Annotated in this window: 20 protein-coding genes; 2 read left to right on the top strand and 18 right to left on the bottom strand. The window is 57.2% G+C overall.

What is annotated here, in order from left to right; all coding sequences use genetic code 11:
• Positions 1 to 2: 2 nt before the first annotated feature.
• Both NBV64_RS17685 and petA read right to left on the bottom strand, forming a co-directional pair.
• The gene (locus NBV64_RS17685; RefSeq protein ID WP_009455468.1) at positions 3 to 1,391 is read right to left on the bottom strand and encodes a cytochrome b; all 1,389 of its coding nucleotides are present in this window, start codon (positions 1,389 to 1,391) and stop codon (positions 3 to 5) included.
• A gap of 50 nt (positions 1,392 to 1,441) precedes the next feature.
• Complete coding sequence (gene petA, locus NBV64_RS17680; protein ID WP_035269839.1) at positions 1,442 to 2,086, bottom strand: ubiquinol-cytochrome c reductase iron-sulfur subunit; 645 nt, start codon at positions 2,084 to 2,086, stop codon at positions 1,442 to 1,444.
• A 126-nt stretch (positions 2,087 to 2,212) separates the two neighbouring features.
• On the opposite strand from petA, the gene mscL reads away from it, so the two are divergent.
• Complete coding sequence (gene mscL, locus NBV64_RS17675) at positions 2,213 to 2,668, top strand: large conductance mechanosensitive channel protein MscL (RefSeq protein WP_009455470.1); 456 nt, start codon at positions 2,213 to 2,215, stop codon at positions 2,666 to 2,668.
• A gap of 181 nt (positions 2,669 to 2,849) precedes the next feature.
• Here mscL and NBV64_RS17670 read toward each other — a convergent pair whose 3' ends face one another.
• Complete coding sequence (locus tag NBV64_RS17670) at positions 2,850 to 3,626, bottom strand: Nif3-like dinuclear metal center hexameric protein (protein ID WP_009455471.1); 777 nt, start codon at positions 3,624 to 3,626, stop codon at positions 2,850 to 2,852.
• A 25-nt stretch (positions 3,627 to 3,651) separates the two neighbouring features.
• On the opposite strand from NBV64_RS17670, the gene NBV64_RS17665 reads away from it, so the two are divergent.
• Positions 3,652 to 4,824, top strand: a complete 1,173-nt coding sequence (locus NBV64_RS17665) for a S1C family serine protease (protein WP_009455472.1) — start codon at positions 3,652 to 3,654, stop codon at positions 4,822 to 4,824.
• 279 nt (positions 4,825 to 5,103) lie between these two features.
• On the opposite strand, the gene tatC is transcribed toward NBV64_RS17665, so the two are convergent.
• The 15 genes from tatC to NBV64_RS17590 all read right to left on the bottom strand — a co-directional run bounded on the left by tatC (position 5,104) and on the right by NBV64_RS17590 (position 15,095).
• A complete protein-coding gene (gene tatC / locus NBV64_RS17660; protein WP_009455473.1) occupies positions 5,104 to 5,871 on the bottom strand; it encodes a twin-arginine translocase subunit TatC in 768 nt (255 codons plus the stop codon).
• On the bottom strand, positions 5,868 to 6,362 hold the full coding sequence (tatB, locus tag NBV64_RS17655; RefSeq protein WP_247966298.1) for a Sec-independent protein translocase protein TatB: 495 nt from the start codon (positions 6,360 to 6,362) through the stop codon (positions 5,868 to 5,870). Before tatB ends, tatC begins: the two co-directional genes overlap by 4 nt.
• A 22-nt stretch (positions 6,363 to 6,384) precedes the next feature.
• Positions 6,385 to 6,618 (bottom strand): Sec-independent protein translocase subunit TatA, encoded by a 234-nt coding sequence (tatA, locus tag NBV64_RS17650; RefSeq protein ID WP_021447245.1) that lies wholly within the window; start codon positions 6,616 to 6,618, stop codon positions 6,385 to 6,387.
• A 12-nt stretch (positions 6,619 to 6,630) separates the two neighbouring features.
• Positions 6,631 to 6,999 (bottom strand): histidine triad nucleotide-binding protein, encoded by a 369-nt coding sequence (locus tag NBV64_RS17645; RefSeq protein ID WP_026483636.1) that lies wholly within the window; start codon positions 6,997 to 6,999, stop codon positions 6,631 to 6,633.
• Positions 7,000 to 7,082: 83 nt separating this feature from the next.
• Positions 7,083 to 7,436, bottom strand: coding sequence for a phosphoribosyl-ATP diphosphatase (locus NBV64_RS17640; protein WP_021447244.1), 354 nt, complete (start codon positions 7,434 to 7,436; stop codon positions 7,083 to 7,085).
• Positions 7,433 to 7,837, bottom strand: coding sequence for a phosphoribosyl-AMP cyclohydrolase (gene hisI, locus NBV64_RS17635; RefSeq protein ID WP_009455478.1), 405 nt, complete (start codon positions 7,835 to 7,837; stop codon positions 7,433 to 7,435). Before hisI ends, NBV64_RS17640 begins: the two co-directional genes overlap by 4 nt.
• Positions 7,837 to 8,628, bottom strand: a complete 792-nt coding sequence (gene hisF, locus NBV64_RS17630) for an imidazole glycerol phosphate synthase subunit HisF (protein ID WP_250756257.1) — start codon at positions 8,626 to 8,628, stop codon at positions 7,837 to 7,839. Before hisF ends, hisI begins: the two co-directional genes overlap by 1 nt.
• Complete coding sequence (gene hisA / locus NBV64_RS17625) at positions 8,625 to 9,365, bottom strand: 1-(5-phosphoribosyl)-5-[(5-phosphoribosylamino)methylideneamino]imidazole-4-carboxamide isomerase (RefSeq protein WP_009455480.1); 741 nt, start codon at positions 9,363 to 9,365, stop codon at positions 8,625 to 8,627. Before hisA ends, hisF begins: the two co-directional genes overlap by 4 nt.
• A gap of 77 nt (positions 9,366 to 9,442) precedes the next feature.
• Complete coding sequence (gene hisH, locus NBV64_RS17620; protein WP_250756256.1) at positions 9,443 to 10,090, bottom strand: imidazole glycerol phosphate synthase subunit HisH; 648 nt, start codon at positions 10,088 to 10,090, stop codon at positions 9,443 to 9,445.
• Positions 10,091 to 10,110: 20 nt separating this feature from the next.
• A complete protein-coding gene (hisB, locus tag NBV64_RS17615) occupies positions 10,111 to 10,698 on the bottom strand; it encodes an imidazoleglycerol-phosphate dehydratase HisB (RefSeq protein WP_009455482.1) in 588 nt (195 codons plus the stop codon).
• A 25-nt stretch (positions 10,699 to 10,723) separates the two neighbouring features.
• Positions 10,724 to 12,028, bottom strand: coding sequence for a histidinol dehydrogenase (gene hisD / locus NBV64_RS17610; RefSeq protein WP_250756255.1), 1,305 nt, complete (start codon positions 12,026 to 12,028; stop codon positions 10,724 to 10,726).
• A 129-nt stretch (positions 12,029 to 12,157) separates the two neighbouring features.
• Positions 12,158 to 12,832, bottom strand: a complete 675-nt coding sequence (gene hisG, locus NBV64_RS17605; protein ID WP_009455485.1) for an ATP phosphoribosyltransferase — start codon at positions 12,830 to 12,832, stop codon at positions 12,158 to 12,160.
• Positions 12,829 to 14,091: a UDP-N-acetylglucosamine 1-carboxyvinyltransferase gene (gene murA, locus NBV64_RS17600; RefSeq protein ID WP_250756254.1), complete on the bottom strand. Its 1,263-nt coding sequence runs from the start codon at positions 14,089 to 14,091 to the stop codon at positions 12,829 to 12,831. The genes hisG and murA overlap by 4 nt, the downstream gene beginning before the upstream one ends.
• Positions 14,084 to 14,332 carry a BolA family protein gene (locus tag NBV64_RS17595; protein ID WP_009455487.1) on the bottom strand — a complete coding sequence of 83 codons (249 nt, stop codon included), beginning with the start codon at positions 14,330 to 14,332 and terminating at the stop codon, positions 14,084 to 14,086. Before NBV64_RS17595 ends, murA begins: the two co-directional genes overlap by 8 nt.
• 4 nt (positions 14,333 to 14,336) lie before the next feature.
• A complete protein-coding gene (locus NBV64_RS17590) occupies positions 14,337 to 15,095 on the bottom strand; it encodes an ABC transporter permease (RefSeq protein ID WP_051359148.1) in 759 nt (252 codons plus the stop codon).
• Between the last annotated feature and the right edge of the window lie 22 nt (positions 15,096 to 15,117).

The following is a 15,117-nucleotide window of genomic DNA, read 5'->3' as shown; positions in this document are numbered from 1 at the left end:
GCCTAGTGAGGGCGGAAAGTCACGCGATCAGGTTCGGGTTTGAACGTACCCATGCGGCTCCATACTGGCATCAGCAGGAAGAAGGCCAGGTAGATCACCGTACCGATCTGGCTCAGCAGGTTGAACAAGTCGTTCGGAGCCTGTGTGCCCAGGTAACCCAAGATCAGGAAGTTGATGATGAAAATCGCGTACAGCACTTTGTGCCAGGTAGGACGGTAGCGAATCGACTTCACAGGCGATTTATCCAGCCAAGGCAGGAAGAACAGGATCACGACCGTACCACCCATGGCCACCACGCCCCAGAACTTGGCGTCGATAACACGCAGCAGCACAGCAACAGCGATCAGGACAGCGGGTACGACCAGGCGCCAGATACCGGGCAGCTTGCCTTTGACGAACAGCACCAGAGCACCCAGCACGGAAGCACCGGCCAGAACCCAGGTAAAGTCGGCAGTCGTGGCACGCAGCATGGAGTAGAACGGCGTGAAGTACCAGACAGGAGCAATGTGCGGAGGAGTCTTCAGTGCATCGGCAGGGCTGAAGTTGTTGAACTCCAGGAAGTAGCCGCCCATTTCAGGGGCAAAGAACACAATCGCGGCAAACACAATCAGGAAGCCCGCCACACCCAGGATGTCATGCACGGTGTAGTAAGGGTGGAAGGGGATGCCATCCAAAGGACGACCTTGAGCGTCTTTGGGGCCTTTCTTGATTTCCACACCGTCGGGGTTGTTGGAACCCACTTCGTGCAGAGCGATCAGGTGAGCCACAACCAGACCCAGCAGGACCAGAGGCACCGCAATCACGTGCAGAGCAAAGAAGCGGTTCAGGGTGGCGTCGGACACCACGTAGTCACCACGGATGAAAATAGCCAGGTCAGGACCAATGAAAGGAATGGCCGAGAACAGGTTAACAATCACCTGGGCGCCCCAGTAGGACATCTGGCCCCATGGCAGCAGGTAGCCCATGAAGGCTTCAGCCATCAGACAGAGGAAAATGGCAACGCCAAAGATCCAGACCAGTTCACGTGGCTTGCGGTAAGAACCGTAGAACAAGCCGCGCAGCATGTGCAGGTACACCACCACGAAGAACATGGAAGCGCCTGTGGAGTGCATGTAGCGGATGATCCAGCCACCGGGCACTTCACGCATGATGTATTCAACCGACTCAAAGGCCAGCTTGGCATCTGGCTTGTAGTTCATGACCAGGAAAATACCAGTCACGATCTGGATAACCAGCACCAGCAGTGCCAGAGAGCCAAAGAAGTACCAGAAGTTGAAGTTCTTCGGCGCGTAATATTCTGACATGTGCTCTTTGTACATGGATGTCAGGGGGAAACGCCTGTCAATCCATCCCAAGAGTCCTGTCGTTTCGACGGTTTTCTCGCCAGCCATGAAACGGCTCCTTTATCTTTTTAAATAGTACGTATTGGGTTACAGCCGCCTTAGGCCTTGTTGTTTTCGTCTACGCCGATGGTAACCATCGTGCCGTCAGCCGAGAACTCGTAGGGCGGGATTTCCAGATTGTCTGGAGCAGGCTTGTTGCTGTAGACGCGGCCGGCCAGGTCGAACGTGGAGCCGTGGCAGGGGCACAGAAAGCCGCCTTCCCAACCACCGGGCAGACCAGCGCCAGCGCCAGCAGCCAGATGCGGGGTAGGGGAGCACCCCAGGTGGGTGCAGATACCGATACAGATAAAGATTTCAGGGCGACGCGAACGGTATTCGTTCTTGGCGTACGCAGGGGTGTAACCGGGGCGATCCGAGTCAGGGTCGGCCAGCTGGCTGTCCAGCTTGGGCAGTGCGTCCAGCTGCTCTTTGGTGCGGTGCAGAATCCAGACGGGTTTCCCGCGCCATTCCACGGTGCGCATCTGACCGGGGGCGATACCGGAAATATCGACCTCTACGGGAGCGCCGGCCGCTTTTGCTTTCTCGGAAGGAGCAAAGGAGCTGACAAAGGGAACAGCTGTCGCCACACCAGCGACACCACCTAATGCACAGGCGGTGGCGACCCAGGTGCGGCGCGAAGGATCGGGCGGAAGATTGAAATCAACCGCGCCTATGGCATCGGGCTGTGTCGTATTCTGACTCATTCTAGTATCCTTATTCCTGCCCGACTCGGGCAATACCACAATTTACGGATTTGGGCCTGGGTATATTATTCAACCGCACATTATACGCGTTACCCAGCGCAGCATAACTTGATCAAAGGTGAACATATGAACAAGGCTCGAGGTTTCCTGAACGAATTCCGGGAGTTCGCAGTTAAGGGCAACATGATGGACCTTGCGGTCGGTGTCATTATTGGCGCTGCTTTTGGCAAGATTATCGACTCGCTGGTAAAAGACATCGTCATGCCCGTCATCAGTTTCATCCTTGGCGGCGAAGTGGATTTTACCAACCAGTTCACGGTCTTGCGTACACCAGAGGGCTTTACCGGCCCAGAAACCCTGGAAGCTCTGAATGCGGCCGGTGCTGTTGTTTTGTCGTGGGGTAACTTCCTGACCATTTTCATCAACTTCATCTTGCTGGCCTTCGTGGTGTTTTGCATGGTCAAGATGATTAACCGTATGCGTGCCACCGTGGCCAAGGCTGAAGCTGCTGAGGCCGTACCCGAACCAACCCCTGAAGACGTCATCTTGCTGCGCGAGATCAGGGATTCGCTGAAAAAATAAAAGCCCGGACTTATCAAAGCTTTAAGGTGCCTTTCGGCACCTTTTTGTTTATGTAAACCCACCGGCAGGGTCAAGTTTGCCCGCGCCGGATGCCTGATTTTAGCCTTTCAGGGCCTGGGCTTGTCTAGCCTGTGGCGCTTTAAAGCTTGTTCAAGGTCATATGCGCGGGTTTTTGATGAAATCAGATCGGGTTATCCAGATCGATGAACTCCACTTCTATGCCAAACTGGCGAGCGATTTCTTCGCCCAAAGCCTTGGCCCCATAGCGTTCGGTTGCGTGATGGCCGGCTGCCATGAAGGCAATATTGTTTTCCTGCGCACTGTGAAATGTCTGTTCCGAAGCCTCGCCGCTGATGTAGAGATCGGCCTGCGCAGCGATGGCGCTATCAATAAAGCCCTGTGCCCCTCCTGTGCACCAAGCTATTCGGCGGATTTTCCGTTGTAAATCGCCAACAACCAGTGGCTGCCGTTGTAAATTATTGCAAACTGTCAGGCTGAATGTTTCCAGTGAAACTGGGGTTGGCAGTTCACCCAGCCAGACCAGTCCATCCGGACCACAGGTTTGTGCCACGCCGTCTGCGTCGCGCAGCACCTCGATGCCTAACTGGCGAGCCAACTGGGCGTTATTGCCCAGGACAGGGTGAGCGTCCAGGGGCAGGTGATAGCCCAGGAGGTTAAGCTGATGCGTCAGGACGCGTTCGATACGAGTTTTTCGGGCGCCTACAATGCACGGGTTTTCGTTTTTCCAGAACCAGCCGTGGTGCACCAAAATTGCGTCCGCCTGGCGGGCAATAGCGGCATCAATCAGTGCCAGCGAGGCCGTCACGCCGGTGACGAGTTTGCCAATATAGGGCTTGCCTTCGACCTGAAGCCCATTGGGACAATAGTCCTTGAAACGGGCGACATCCAAGGTGCTATTGAGCCAGCTGGCCAGTTCGGCTGTTGAAACCTGAGTCATGGAAATCCTTATCTGAAAGAGTGCTATGCGTCGATTGTGGCTAGTGTTTGCTCAAGCGGTGACAATTTGTCTGGCGGGCTTTTTTATTGTAGTGACGCTGCGGCCGCAGTGGGTGGGCGCGCCCGAGGCTCCCGTCCGTTCTACGAATACGGTGGTTTTGCCTGCACCGGTTCCGCCCCTGGTCCCCGCGGCTGCTATGGAGCAGGATGGCCCGCTGTCGTATGCCTCGGCTGTCACTAGCGCCGCGCCGGCGGTCGTTAATGTGTACACCAGCAAGCATTTGGAAGGCAATTCCCCCTTGCTGGAAGATCCTGATCTGCAGCGCCTGTTTCGCGAACTGCCCGACTTGATGGGTCGCCGCTCCACAATCAACCTGGGTTCGGGCGTGATCGTACACGAGCAGGGTTATATCCTGACCAATTACCACGTGATTGAAGCGGCTGATGCCATCGAGGTGGCATTATCGGATGGACGTCAGGCCAAGGCGCGTCTGATTGGCTCGGACCCTGAAAGCGATCTGGCCGTGCTGAAAGTGGATCTGCCCAAGCTGGCTGTGATCCAGACCCAGGAACAGGATCAGTTGCAGGTGGGCGATGTGGTGCTGGCCATTGGCAATCCTTTCGGAGTGGGTCAGACCACGACGATGGGCATTGTCTCCGGCTTGGGACGCAATCGCCTGGGCATCAATATTTACGAAAACTTCATTCAGACCGATGCCGCCATTAATCCCGGCAACTCGGGTGGGGCCCTGGTGGATGCGGTTGGCCGTCTGGTGGGAATCAATACCGCTATTTATTCCGAAACGGGCGGTTCGCTGGGTATCGGTTTTGCCATTCCGTCCTCGACTGCGCTGGCCATCATGAACGAAATTATCCGTAATGGTGAAGTGACGCGCGGCTGGCTGGGCCTGGAGCCACAGGACATTACCCCGGACCTGATCAAGTCTTTCAAACTAAAGAGTGATGCAGGTGTGATTATTGCCAGTGTGCAACGTCACGGTCCGGCTGCCGAGGCGCATTTGCAGGTGGGCGATATTGTGTTGCGCTTGAATGGTCAGCAGGTGGCCGATTCAATTGGCCTGCTCAATCAGATTGGCCCAGTGCAACCCGGGCAGACCGTGACATTAAGCGTATTGCGCGATGGCAAGGAGCTGGACGTTCCCGTCAAGGTCGGTATGCGACCTCAGGTGCGCAAATAGGGCCGGCAGCTTCTCCTCTTCGCTGGAGTTCACTGAAAGGGCGTAACGGTGCGTTCAAGGCCTTGCAGGCCGTACAGGCTCTTGGGTAGTGTGTGATGCTTGCGTGGTCAGGCGATTTGCATTTGGCTACGCTGTTTTGCAGATCGTAGTGGCGCGAAGGCTTGGCAAGGTATCTAAAAAAATGGCTCTCTGGGCTACTCCTTTTGGAGCAAGGCAAGAGAGCCATTTTTGGGTCTGCACGCCATGTGACGCGTACAAACAGGTGTTGCTTTGATCGTTTTACAGATCCAGCTCGCGGCCTTCGCTGTTTTCCGCTTCCCGTTTCTTGATCAGGCTGGCGGCCAGAATCCCTAATTCATAAAGCAGGCATAGCGGGGCGGCCAACAAGATCTGGCTGACCACATCGGGCGGAGTCACGATAGCGGCGATTACAAACGCGCCCACGATTACATAACCACGGATTTCGCGCAGCTTGGCTACCGTTACAACGCCTGTTTTCACCAGCAAAATCACGGCGATAGGCACTTCAAAGGTAATGCCAAAGGCCAGGAACATGGTCATGACAAAGCCCAGATAGGCTTCGATGTCCGGTGCTGGTGTAATCGATTGCGGGGCAAACGAGGCGATGAAGTGAAACACGGTGCGGAACACCACGAAATAACAAAACGCCATGCCGGCAATGAACAGCAAGGTGCTGGTCATGATCAGCGGCAGAGCCAGCTTCTTTTCGTGGTTGTACAAACCTGGCGCAATAAAGGCCCATGCCTGGTAGAGCACGATAGGCAAGGCCAATACGAACGATGCCATCAAGGTGACTTTGACCGGCACCATGAAAGGGGTAATCACCCCGGTGGCAATCATGCGCGTACCCTCGGGCAGAGAGCTCATCATGGGCTGGGCCAGCACATCATAAATGGCCGAAGCGCCAGGATACGTAAACAGCACGATAAAAATCCCGACCACGGCAATGACCGCGCGTAGCAGGCGTGTGCGCAGCTCGACCAGGTGGGAGATGAAGGTATCTTCTTGAGGCGCTTCGGTGCTCATGCCGTCGGTCCTTTAGAGGGTTGGGCGGGAGCATCCGTAGGACGGGGAGCGTCGTCACTGGCTGGCGCACTGGGCGCTGGCTGGGCGGCTGCATCCGTATCGGGCTGACTGGCAGCCGATTCTTTCGCGGGGATGGCGTCGGGGCTCGCCTTGACGTTCTCGGCGGTATCCGAGAAGGCCTTGCGTGCGGACTCCGACGCGTTTTGCAGGGTGTCGCGGGCTTCTGTCAGAGGCTGGCTGATGCTTTTGCCCGTGTCCTCGACCGAACTGCGCACCGAGCGCGCGGCGTCCTCCATCTGGTCTTTGAGCTTGTTCACCTCATCCAGATTGATTTCGCGTTGGATATCGGTCTTGACCTCGTTAACGTAGCGCTGCGCGCGGCCAAGCAAATGGCCGACGGTGCGCGCTACTTTAGGAAGACGTTCGGGACCGATGACGATCAGGGCAACCACTCCAATCAGGAGCAGTTCGCTAAAGCTGACATCAAACATTCAGACTCACACAAGAAGGGGATCAGGCGCGATCGGATTTTTCCTTGGCCTGCACGTCGATCGTTTGAGGATCGGCAGCGCGTTGGCTGACGGTTTCGGGTGTTTTTTCTTCTTCACCCACGTCTTTCATGCCTTCTTTGAAACCTTTGACTGCACCGCCCAGATCCGAGCCGATATTACGCAGTTTCTTGGTGCCGAAAACCAGGGCAACGATGACCAGAACGATCAGCCAGTGCCAAATGCTAAAGCTACCCATAATGTATCTCCCTTAAGCAGCCATGGCTGCGCGTTGTTGCCATGGGCGCTCACCGCCCAAGATGTGCATGTGTAAATGGTTGATTTCCTGCCCGCCATCCAAACCGTTGTTGATGACAATGCGGAAACCGCCTTCAGGGCCGGGGCGACAACCAGCCTTTGCGGCCAGGGAAGGTGCCAAAGCCATCATTTTACCCAACCATTCGCTATCCTGGCCCGATACGTCCTGCATGGACACGACGTGTTTCTTGGGGATTACCAGGATATGGATAGGTGCAGCTGGGTTGATGTCGTGAAATGCCAGAAAGTCCTCGTCCTCGTACACTTTTTTGGACGGGATCTGATCGGCAGCAATTTTACAAAACAGACAGTTCTCGCTCATAGCAACCTCGGTAGCGAAGCACTTGCTGGGCAAGTGCCAAAAATCTAGGTATCAGGACAGTGTAGCGCGTCTAAATGACAGAATTACACCTGGTCCTTAGGGCGCGAAGCTTTTTCTTCCAGGCCTGATGTACCTTCGCGGCGCAGCAGTTCTGTCAGGACATCGCGGGGCTCCAGGCCGTAGTAAGTCAGGGCCACCAGGCTATGAAACCACAGGTCTGCCGTTTCGTAGACGATGCGCTCGCGTTCTTCATCCTTGGCAGCCATGACCAGCTCGGTCGCTTCTTCCCCGATTTTCTTCAGGAATGCATCCGGTCCCTTGGCCAGCAGCTTGGCGGCGTAGGAAGAGGATGGGTCCCCGCCTTGTGCAGGCAGGCGGGACTTCAGGGTGCGGCCAAGATGATCAAGGATGGTCTCGACAGTAGGTTGTTCGCTCATCGGTAAATATGCTCCGGGTCTTTCAGGACGGGGTCAACCGCCACCCATTGTGCCTGATCGCTCTGGCCTTGCAGCTGGCGATAAAAGCAGCTTTCACGACCCGTATGACAGGCGATCTGGCCAACCTGCTCCACGCTAAGCAAAATAACGTCGCCATCACAGTCCAGGCGCAAGTCGCTGACGTGCTGCACGTGGCCGGATTCCTCGCCCTTGCGCCACAGGCGCTGGCGGGAACGCGACCAGTACACGGCGCGGCCGGTGCTGACGGTCTCTTGCAGGGACTCCTGGTTCATCCAGGCGACCATCAAGATTTTGCCCGTGGCCTGGTCCTGCGCAATCGCGGGGATCAAGCCTTGTTCATCAAAGCGGATTTCAGCCAGCCAGGCCGGTAAGTCAGCCATTAGCGTCGCACCTGAATACCTTGCGCAGCCATGAAATCCTTGGCTTCGGCAATAGTGTGTTGACCGTAGTGGAAGATGCTGGCGGCCAGTACGGCACTGGCGCCGCCCTTGATCACGCCATCGGCCAAGTCTTGCAGGCCGCCCACTCCACCAGAGGCGATAACGGGAATGGAGACCGCCTCGGACACGGCACGAGTCAGTTCCAGATCAAAGCCGGATTTGGTGCCGTCGCGGTCCATGCTGGTCAGCAGCAGTTCGCCGGCGCCGTATTCGGCCATGCGGGCTGCCCATTCCACCACGTCCAGGCCGGTTCCACGACGACCGCCGTGGGTAAAGACTTCCCAGCGGGGGGCTTCGTTTTCGGCGCTGACACGGCGTGCATCAATGGCGACGACCATGCATTGCTTGCCATGGTGATCGCTGGCGGCACGCACCAGGTCCGGGTTGCTGATGGCGGCGCTGTTAATGGACACCTTGTCCGCACCGGCATTGAGCAGGCGCTGGATGTCGGCCACTTCACGCACACCACCGCCCACTGTCAGGGGGATGAAAATCTGGCTGGCCACCTGTTCGATGATGGGCAAGATCAGATCACGGTTGTCCGAGGTGGCCGTAATGTCCAGGAAGGTCAGTTCGTCGGCACCCTGGTCGTTGTACTTGCGGGCGATCTCGACCGGGTCTCCGGCATCGACCAGATCCACAAAGTTGATGCCTTTGACCACACGGCCAGCGGTCACGTCCAGACAAGGAATGATGCGGCAGGCTAATTCGTTGGTGACGTCCTGGCTCATGCCTGGTACTCGTCAGCGAAGGTTTGCGCCTCGGCAAAATTCAGGGTGCCTTCGTAAATGCTGCGACCCAAAATTACACCTTCGATGCCTTCGTGCTCTACGGCACACAGGTCTTCGATGTCTTTCAGGTTGGTAACACCGCCGGAGGCGATGACGGGAATCTTCACGTGCTGGGACAGCTTGACGGTGGCTTCGATGTTCACGCCAGTCAGCATGCCGTCGCGGCCAATATCGGTGTAGATAATGGACTCGCAGCCGTAGTCTTCAAATTTCTTGGCCAGATCCAGTACGTCGTGGCGGGTCAGCTTGCTCCAGCCGTCGGTGGCGATTTTGCCGTCACGGGCATCCAGGCCAACAATGATGTTGCCAGGAAAGGCGCTGCAGGCGTCTTGCAGGAAACCAGGGCTTTTGACAGCGGCAGTGCCAATAATGACATAGCTCATGCCAGCGTCCAGGTAGCGCTCGATGGTATCCAGGTCGCGGATACCACCGCCGATCTGTACGGGAATTTCACCGTCGATGGCAGCAATGATGGATTTGATGGCTTCGCTGTTCTTGGGCTTACCGGCAAAAGCGCCGTTCAGGTCCACCAGATGCAGGCGCCGGGCCCCTTGTTCCAGCCATTGTGTTGCTATTTTGGCCGGATCATCCGAGAAAATAGTGGCATCGTCCAGGTCACCCTGGCGAAGGCGCACACAACGCCCGTCTTTGAGGTCGATGGCGGGAATCAAAAGCATGGTCTTTAGCCGTAAAAAACGTAAGAAATACTGGGTCGGAAAAAGTCAGAACAACGCCGGGAAGCTTGCTTGAAAAATCATGGCTTCCAGTTGGCGAAATTCCGGAACAGTTGCAGGCCGTTGTCTGCGCTTTTCTCAGGATGGCATTGCAACGCAAAAATATTAGCGTTTGCTATCGCCGAGGTAAAGCGTTGGCCATACTGCGTCGAACCACAAGTTTGATCTATATGCAGCGGATCGACAAAGTAGCTATGAACAAAGTAAAAGAACGCGCCATCCTCAATGCCAGCCCATAAGGGATGATCCTGAGTCTGGTGTACGCGGTTCCAGCCAATATGGGGCACTTTCAGCCCGGGGCCGGAGGCGTGGTCGCTGCTTTTGTAGTTCGGGCCCTCAAAACGGCGCACTTGGCCGGGAATCAGACCTAAACAGGGGACATTGCCTTCCTGACTGGAATCGAACAGCATTTGTTCGCCTACGCAAATGCCCAATAAGGGCTTGTTGCGGGCGGCTGTCAGCAAGGCATCACGCAAACCGGATTGGTCCAGGTGGGCCATGCAATCGGGCATGGCACCCTGGCCGGGTAAGACAACCCGGTCCGCATCCAGAATGGCTTGAGGGGTTTGAGCAAGAACGATGCGCGCATCAGCTGCGGCGGCATGCAGTGCTCGGGCAACCGAGAAGATGTTGCCCGAACCGTAATCGACAATAGCGATAGTGGTCACGATGTGTGTCCGAAGGACGTTTACAGAACCCCTTTGGTCGAAGGCACCACGCCTTCGCTACGTGGGTCCAGCTCCAGAGCCATACGCAATGCTCGGCCAAAGGCTTTGAACACGGTTTCGCACTGGTGGTGTGCGTTTTCGCCGCGCAGGTTATCGATGTGCATAGAAACCAGGGCGTGATTGACAAAACCCTGGAAAAACTCGCGTGCCAAGTCTACATCGAACTGGCCGATTCGTGCGCGGGTAAAGGGCACAAAATAAAACAGGCCGGGGCGACCGGAGAAGTCCACCACTACGCGCGAGAGCGACTCGTCCAATGGTACATAGGCATGGCCGTAGCGGCGCAGACCGGCTTTGCTGCCTACGGCCTTGGCAAAAGCCTGGCCCAGTGCAATGCCGATATCCTCGACAGTGTGGTGATCATCGATGTGGGTGTCGCCCTCACAGTGCACGTCCAGGTCAATCAGACCATGGCGGGCGATCTGGTCCAGCATGTGGTCCAGAAAGGGCACGCCGCTGTTGAGCGAGTGACGGCCGGTGCCGTCCAGGTTAACGGCCACGCGGATGCGGGTTTCATTGGTATTGCGGGTAATCTCGGCGGTACGCATATCAGTGCCGGCGGCAAGGCCGGTATCAGGATTGGTTCAATCGGAATTGCGCGCTGGCAGCGTGGGCGTACAGGCCCTCGCCTTGTGCCAGCGTAGCGGCTATGGGTCCCAGTGTTTGGGCGCCTGATTCTGAAACCTGAATAATGCTGCTGCGTTTCTGGAAATCGTAGACGCCCAAAGGTGACGAGAAACGCGCAGTGCGTGCCGTCGGCAGGACATGGTTAGGCCCGGCACAGTAATCGCCCAGCGATTCGGAACTGTAAGGGCCCAGGAAAATGGCGCCAGCATGGCGGATTTTGCTCAACAAGTCCTGGGCGTTACGGGTAGAGACTTCCAGGTGTTCCGGTGCGATATGGTTGCTGATCTTACAGGCCTCGTCCAGATCGCGGACGTGGATCAGGGCACCGCGACCAGACAGGCTGCGACGGATGATGTCCGCGCGTGGCATGGTGGGGAGCAGACGTTCGATGGCCGCTTCAACCTGGTCCAGGAAGTCCGCATCGGGACACAGCAAGATGGCCTGGGCCAGCTCGTCGTGTTCCGCCTGGGAGAACAGGTCCATGGCCACCCAGTCAGCAGGAGCACTGCCGTCGCTGATGATCAGGATTTCGGACGGGCCGGCAATCATGTCGATGCCAACGACGCCAAAGACGCGGCGTTTGGCAGCGGCGACATAGGCGTTGCCGGGGCCGACAATCTTGTCTACCGGCGGGATGGTGTCCGTACCGTAAGCCAAAGCGCCTACAGCCTGCGCGCCACCAATAGTGAACACGCGATCGACACCGCCCAGGGCGGCAGCCGCCAGCACGATGGGGTTGCGCACGCCATCGGGTGTAGGCGTGACCATGATCAGTTCTGGAACACCAGCCACTTTGGCAGGAATGGCGTTCATCAGAACCGAGGAGGGGTAAGCGGCCTTGCCACCGGGGACATACAGTCCCACACGGTCCAAGGGGGTAACTTGCTGGCCCAGCACGGTGCCATCGGCTTCCGTGTAGGTCCAGGTTTCAGTGCGCTGATGCTCGTGGTAACGACGCACACGCTCGGCGGCCTGTTCCAGTGCCTTGCGCTGATCGACAGGCAGGCTGTCCAGAGCCGCAAACAGTTCTTCTTTGGAGATTTCCAGTGCCGAGGCCTGTTCAACAGCCAGTCGGTCAAAGCGCTGGGTGTAATCCAGCAAGGCCGTGTCCCCCTCATGCTGGATACGATGCAGAATTTCGGCACAAGCGTGCTCGATAGACGCGTCTTCGGACGCTTCGTAAGCCAGTAGAGTGCGCAGTTCGGCATCGAACTGGGCGGATTGGGAGGTCAGGCGATGGATCAGTGACATGTCGCTATGGGAAAAAGCTAAGGTTCAAAGGCCAGTGTATAACATTTCGCTTAGGCAAAAGGCGGTCTGCGCCTTTTGCGCAAGCAGGATTGTCAGGCTGTTTATCCCCCGCCCGTGGCAGGGGAAGTTTTACTCGTCTACCGAAGCGCGAGAGAAAGCGTCGATCAGGGGTTGCAACTGGGCACCACGGTTCTTCATGGCAGCCTGATTGACGATCAAGCGCGAGGAAATGGGGGTGATGTCTTCCACTTCCACCAGCTTGTTGGCACGCAAGGTGCCGCCGCTGGAGACCAGGTCCACAATGGCGTCGGCCAGACCGACCAGCGGAGCCAGTTCCATGGAGCCATACAGCTTGATCAAGTCCACATATACGCCTTTGCTGGCGAAGTGCTCGCGGGCAGCGCGGGTGTATTTGGTGGCGATACGCAGGCGCGAACCTTGCTTGACGGCCGAATGGTAGTCAAAGCCTTCGGCCACGGCCACACACAGGCGGCAACGGGCAATGTTCAGGTCCACGGGCTGGTACAGACCGCCGGGGTGCTGTTCCATGTGCTCGTACAGCACGTCCTTGCCGGCAATCCCGATATGGGCGGCACCGTATTGCACGTAAGTTGGCACGTCGGTGGCACGCACAATAATCAGGCGCAGGTCCGGGTTATTGGTGGGCAGGATCAGTTTGCGCGACGTTTCGGGGCTTTCCAGCACCTTGATGCCTGCCTCTTCCAGCAAGGGCAGGGTTTCGTCAAAAATCCGGCCTTTGGACAAGGCCAGCGTCAGAGGTTGATTTAAACCGGCGGGACTCATTGGGTTTCCTTGCTGCTGATTCGCTCGATGTTGGCGCCTACGGCTTGAAGCTTGGCTTCCATGCGGTCGTAGCCACGGTCCAGATGGTAGATGCGTTCGACGGTAGTGTCACCCCGAGCCGCCAGGCCTGCAATGACCAGGCTGGCTGACGCACGCAGGTCGGTTGCCATGACGGTGGCGCCAGTCAGGTAAGGAACGCCGGTAACGACGGCCATATGGCCTTCGATATCGATCTGTGCACCCAGTCGGTTCAGTTCCTGTACGTGCATGTAGCGATTTTCAAAGATGGTTTCCACGACCGAGGCGGTGCCGTCGGCAATGGTGTTCAGTGCCATCAATTGAGCCTGCATGTCCGTGGGGAAGCCGGGGTATTCGCTGGTACGGAAGCTGACCGCCTTGGGGCGACCATTCATGCTGGCCTTGATCCAGTCCGAGCCGGTTTCAATCTGCAGACCGGCTTCGCGCAGCTTGTCCAGCGTGGCGCCCATGGCGTCAGCATCGGTATTGCGCAAGGTCAGTTCGCCACCGGTAGCGGCAACGGCGCACAGGAACGTACCGGCTTCAATACGGTCGGGGCAGATGGTGTGTTTGGCACCGTGCAGGCGCTCGACACCGTCAATGACGATACGGTCGGTACCGTGGCCCTGGATCTTGGCACCCATTTTGATCAGCAGCTCGGCCAGATCAATAATTTCCGGTTCGCGGGCTGCGTTTTCCAGAATGGTTTGGCCTTCAGCCAGAACGGCGGCCATCATCAGGTTTTCGGTGCCGGTGACTGTCACCATATCCGTGCGCACCACGGCACCGCGCAAGCGTTTGGCGCGGGCATTCACAAAGCCGTGCTCGACATGGATTTCTGCACCCATGGCCGCCAGACCCTTGATGTGCTGATCCACAGGGCGTTGGCCAATGGCGCAACCACCGGGCAGGCTGACGCGTGCCTCGCCAAAGCGCGCCAGCAGGGGGCCCAGCACCAGAATGGAGGCGCGCATGGTTTTCACCAGTTCGTAGGGCGCTTCCAGATTGGTGATGTTGCCTGCATTCAGCTCCAGCGTGCCATTGCGCTTCTGGGTGACACCCAACTGTCCCAACAGCTTCAGAGTAGTGTCGATGTCACGCAGACGCGGGACATTGTCCAGGTACACCGTGTCAGCAGTCAGCAGACTGGCGCACAGAATGGGCAGGGCGGCGTTTTTGGCGCCAGAGACGGTGATCTCGCCATTCAGGCGTTGTCCGCCTGTGATGCGTAATTTATCCATTCGGATTGGCCTTGTATTCGTCGGGGGTAAGCGTGCGCATGGACAGGGCGTGGATTTCGGCTTTCATCCGGTCGCCCAGGGCTTTGTAAACCAGTTGGTGACGCGCAATCAGGCGTTTGCCTTCAAAGGCGGTGCTGACGATCAGGGCCTCAAAGTGCGAACCATCGCCTTGCACTTGCAAGTGTTCACAGGGCAGGTTGTCGGCAATGTATTGGTGAACTTGTTCGGGGGTCGGCAACATGAAATCAATTCCGTAATTTATAGCCTGAGGCAAGCAGGCGTAGCGAAATCAGACACAGCGCAACAAAGACGCTGGCGACAACGGTCAGGCTGAACCAGGGAGAAATATCCGAGGCGGCAAAAAAACCGTAGCGGAACCCGTCAATGGTATAGAGCAGCGGGTTCCAGTGTGAAACAGTTTGCCAGAAGGGTGGCAGGCTATGGATGGAATAGAACACACCCGACAGAAAGGTAGCAGGCATGATCAGGAAGTTCTGGAATGCCGCCAACTGGTCGAATTTTTCAGACCACAAGCCGGCGATCAGACCCAAGGCTCCCATGATGCCGCAAGACATGACGGCAAACACCAATACCCATAAAGGCTTGGCCACAGGCAGGGTCACGAAGAACAGCGACACCAGCCACACACAGAGGCCCACACAGACACCGCGGGCGATGGACGCCAGCAGATAGGCGGCGAAAATCTCGCGGTGCGAGAGCGGTGGCAGCAGGATAAAGACCAGATTACCTGTAATGCGGCTTTGGATCAGTGATGAGGACGGGTTCGCAAAAGCGTTTTGCAACATGCTCATCATCATCAGGCCCGGAATCAGGAAGGCGGTGTAGGGCACAGAGTCGTATACCGTGACGCGGCCTTCCAGCACGTGGGCGAAAATCAGCAAATACATTAGCGCCGTCAGTACGGGCGCAGCAATGGTCTGAAAGCCCACTTTCCAGAAACGCATCAGCTCCTTGCGCAGCAGCGTAGGAAAGCCCGAGCCCATCTTGGGCTGAGGGGGCAGGCTC

This window comes from Alcaligenes sp. DN25 (assembly GCF_023674485.1).
In the GTDB taxonomy this organism is placed as follows: Bacteria; Pseudomonadota; Gammaproteobacteria; order Burkholderiales; family Burkholderiaceae_B; genus Alcaligenes; species Alcaligenes phenolicus.
This window is presented reverse-complemented; position numbering and strand designations above follow the sequence as displayed.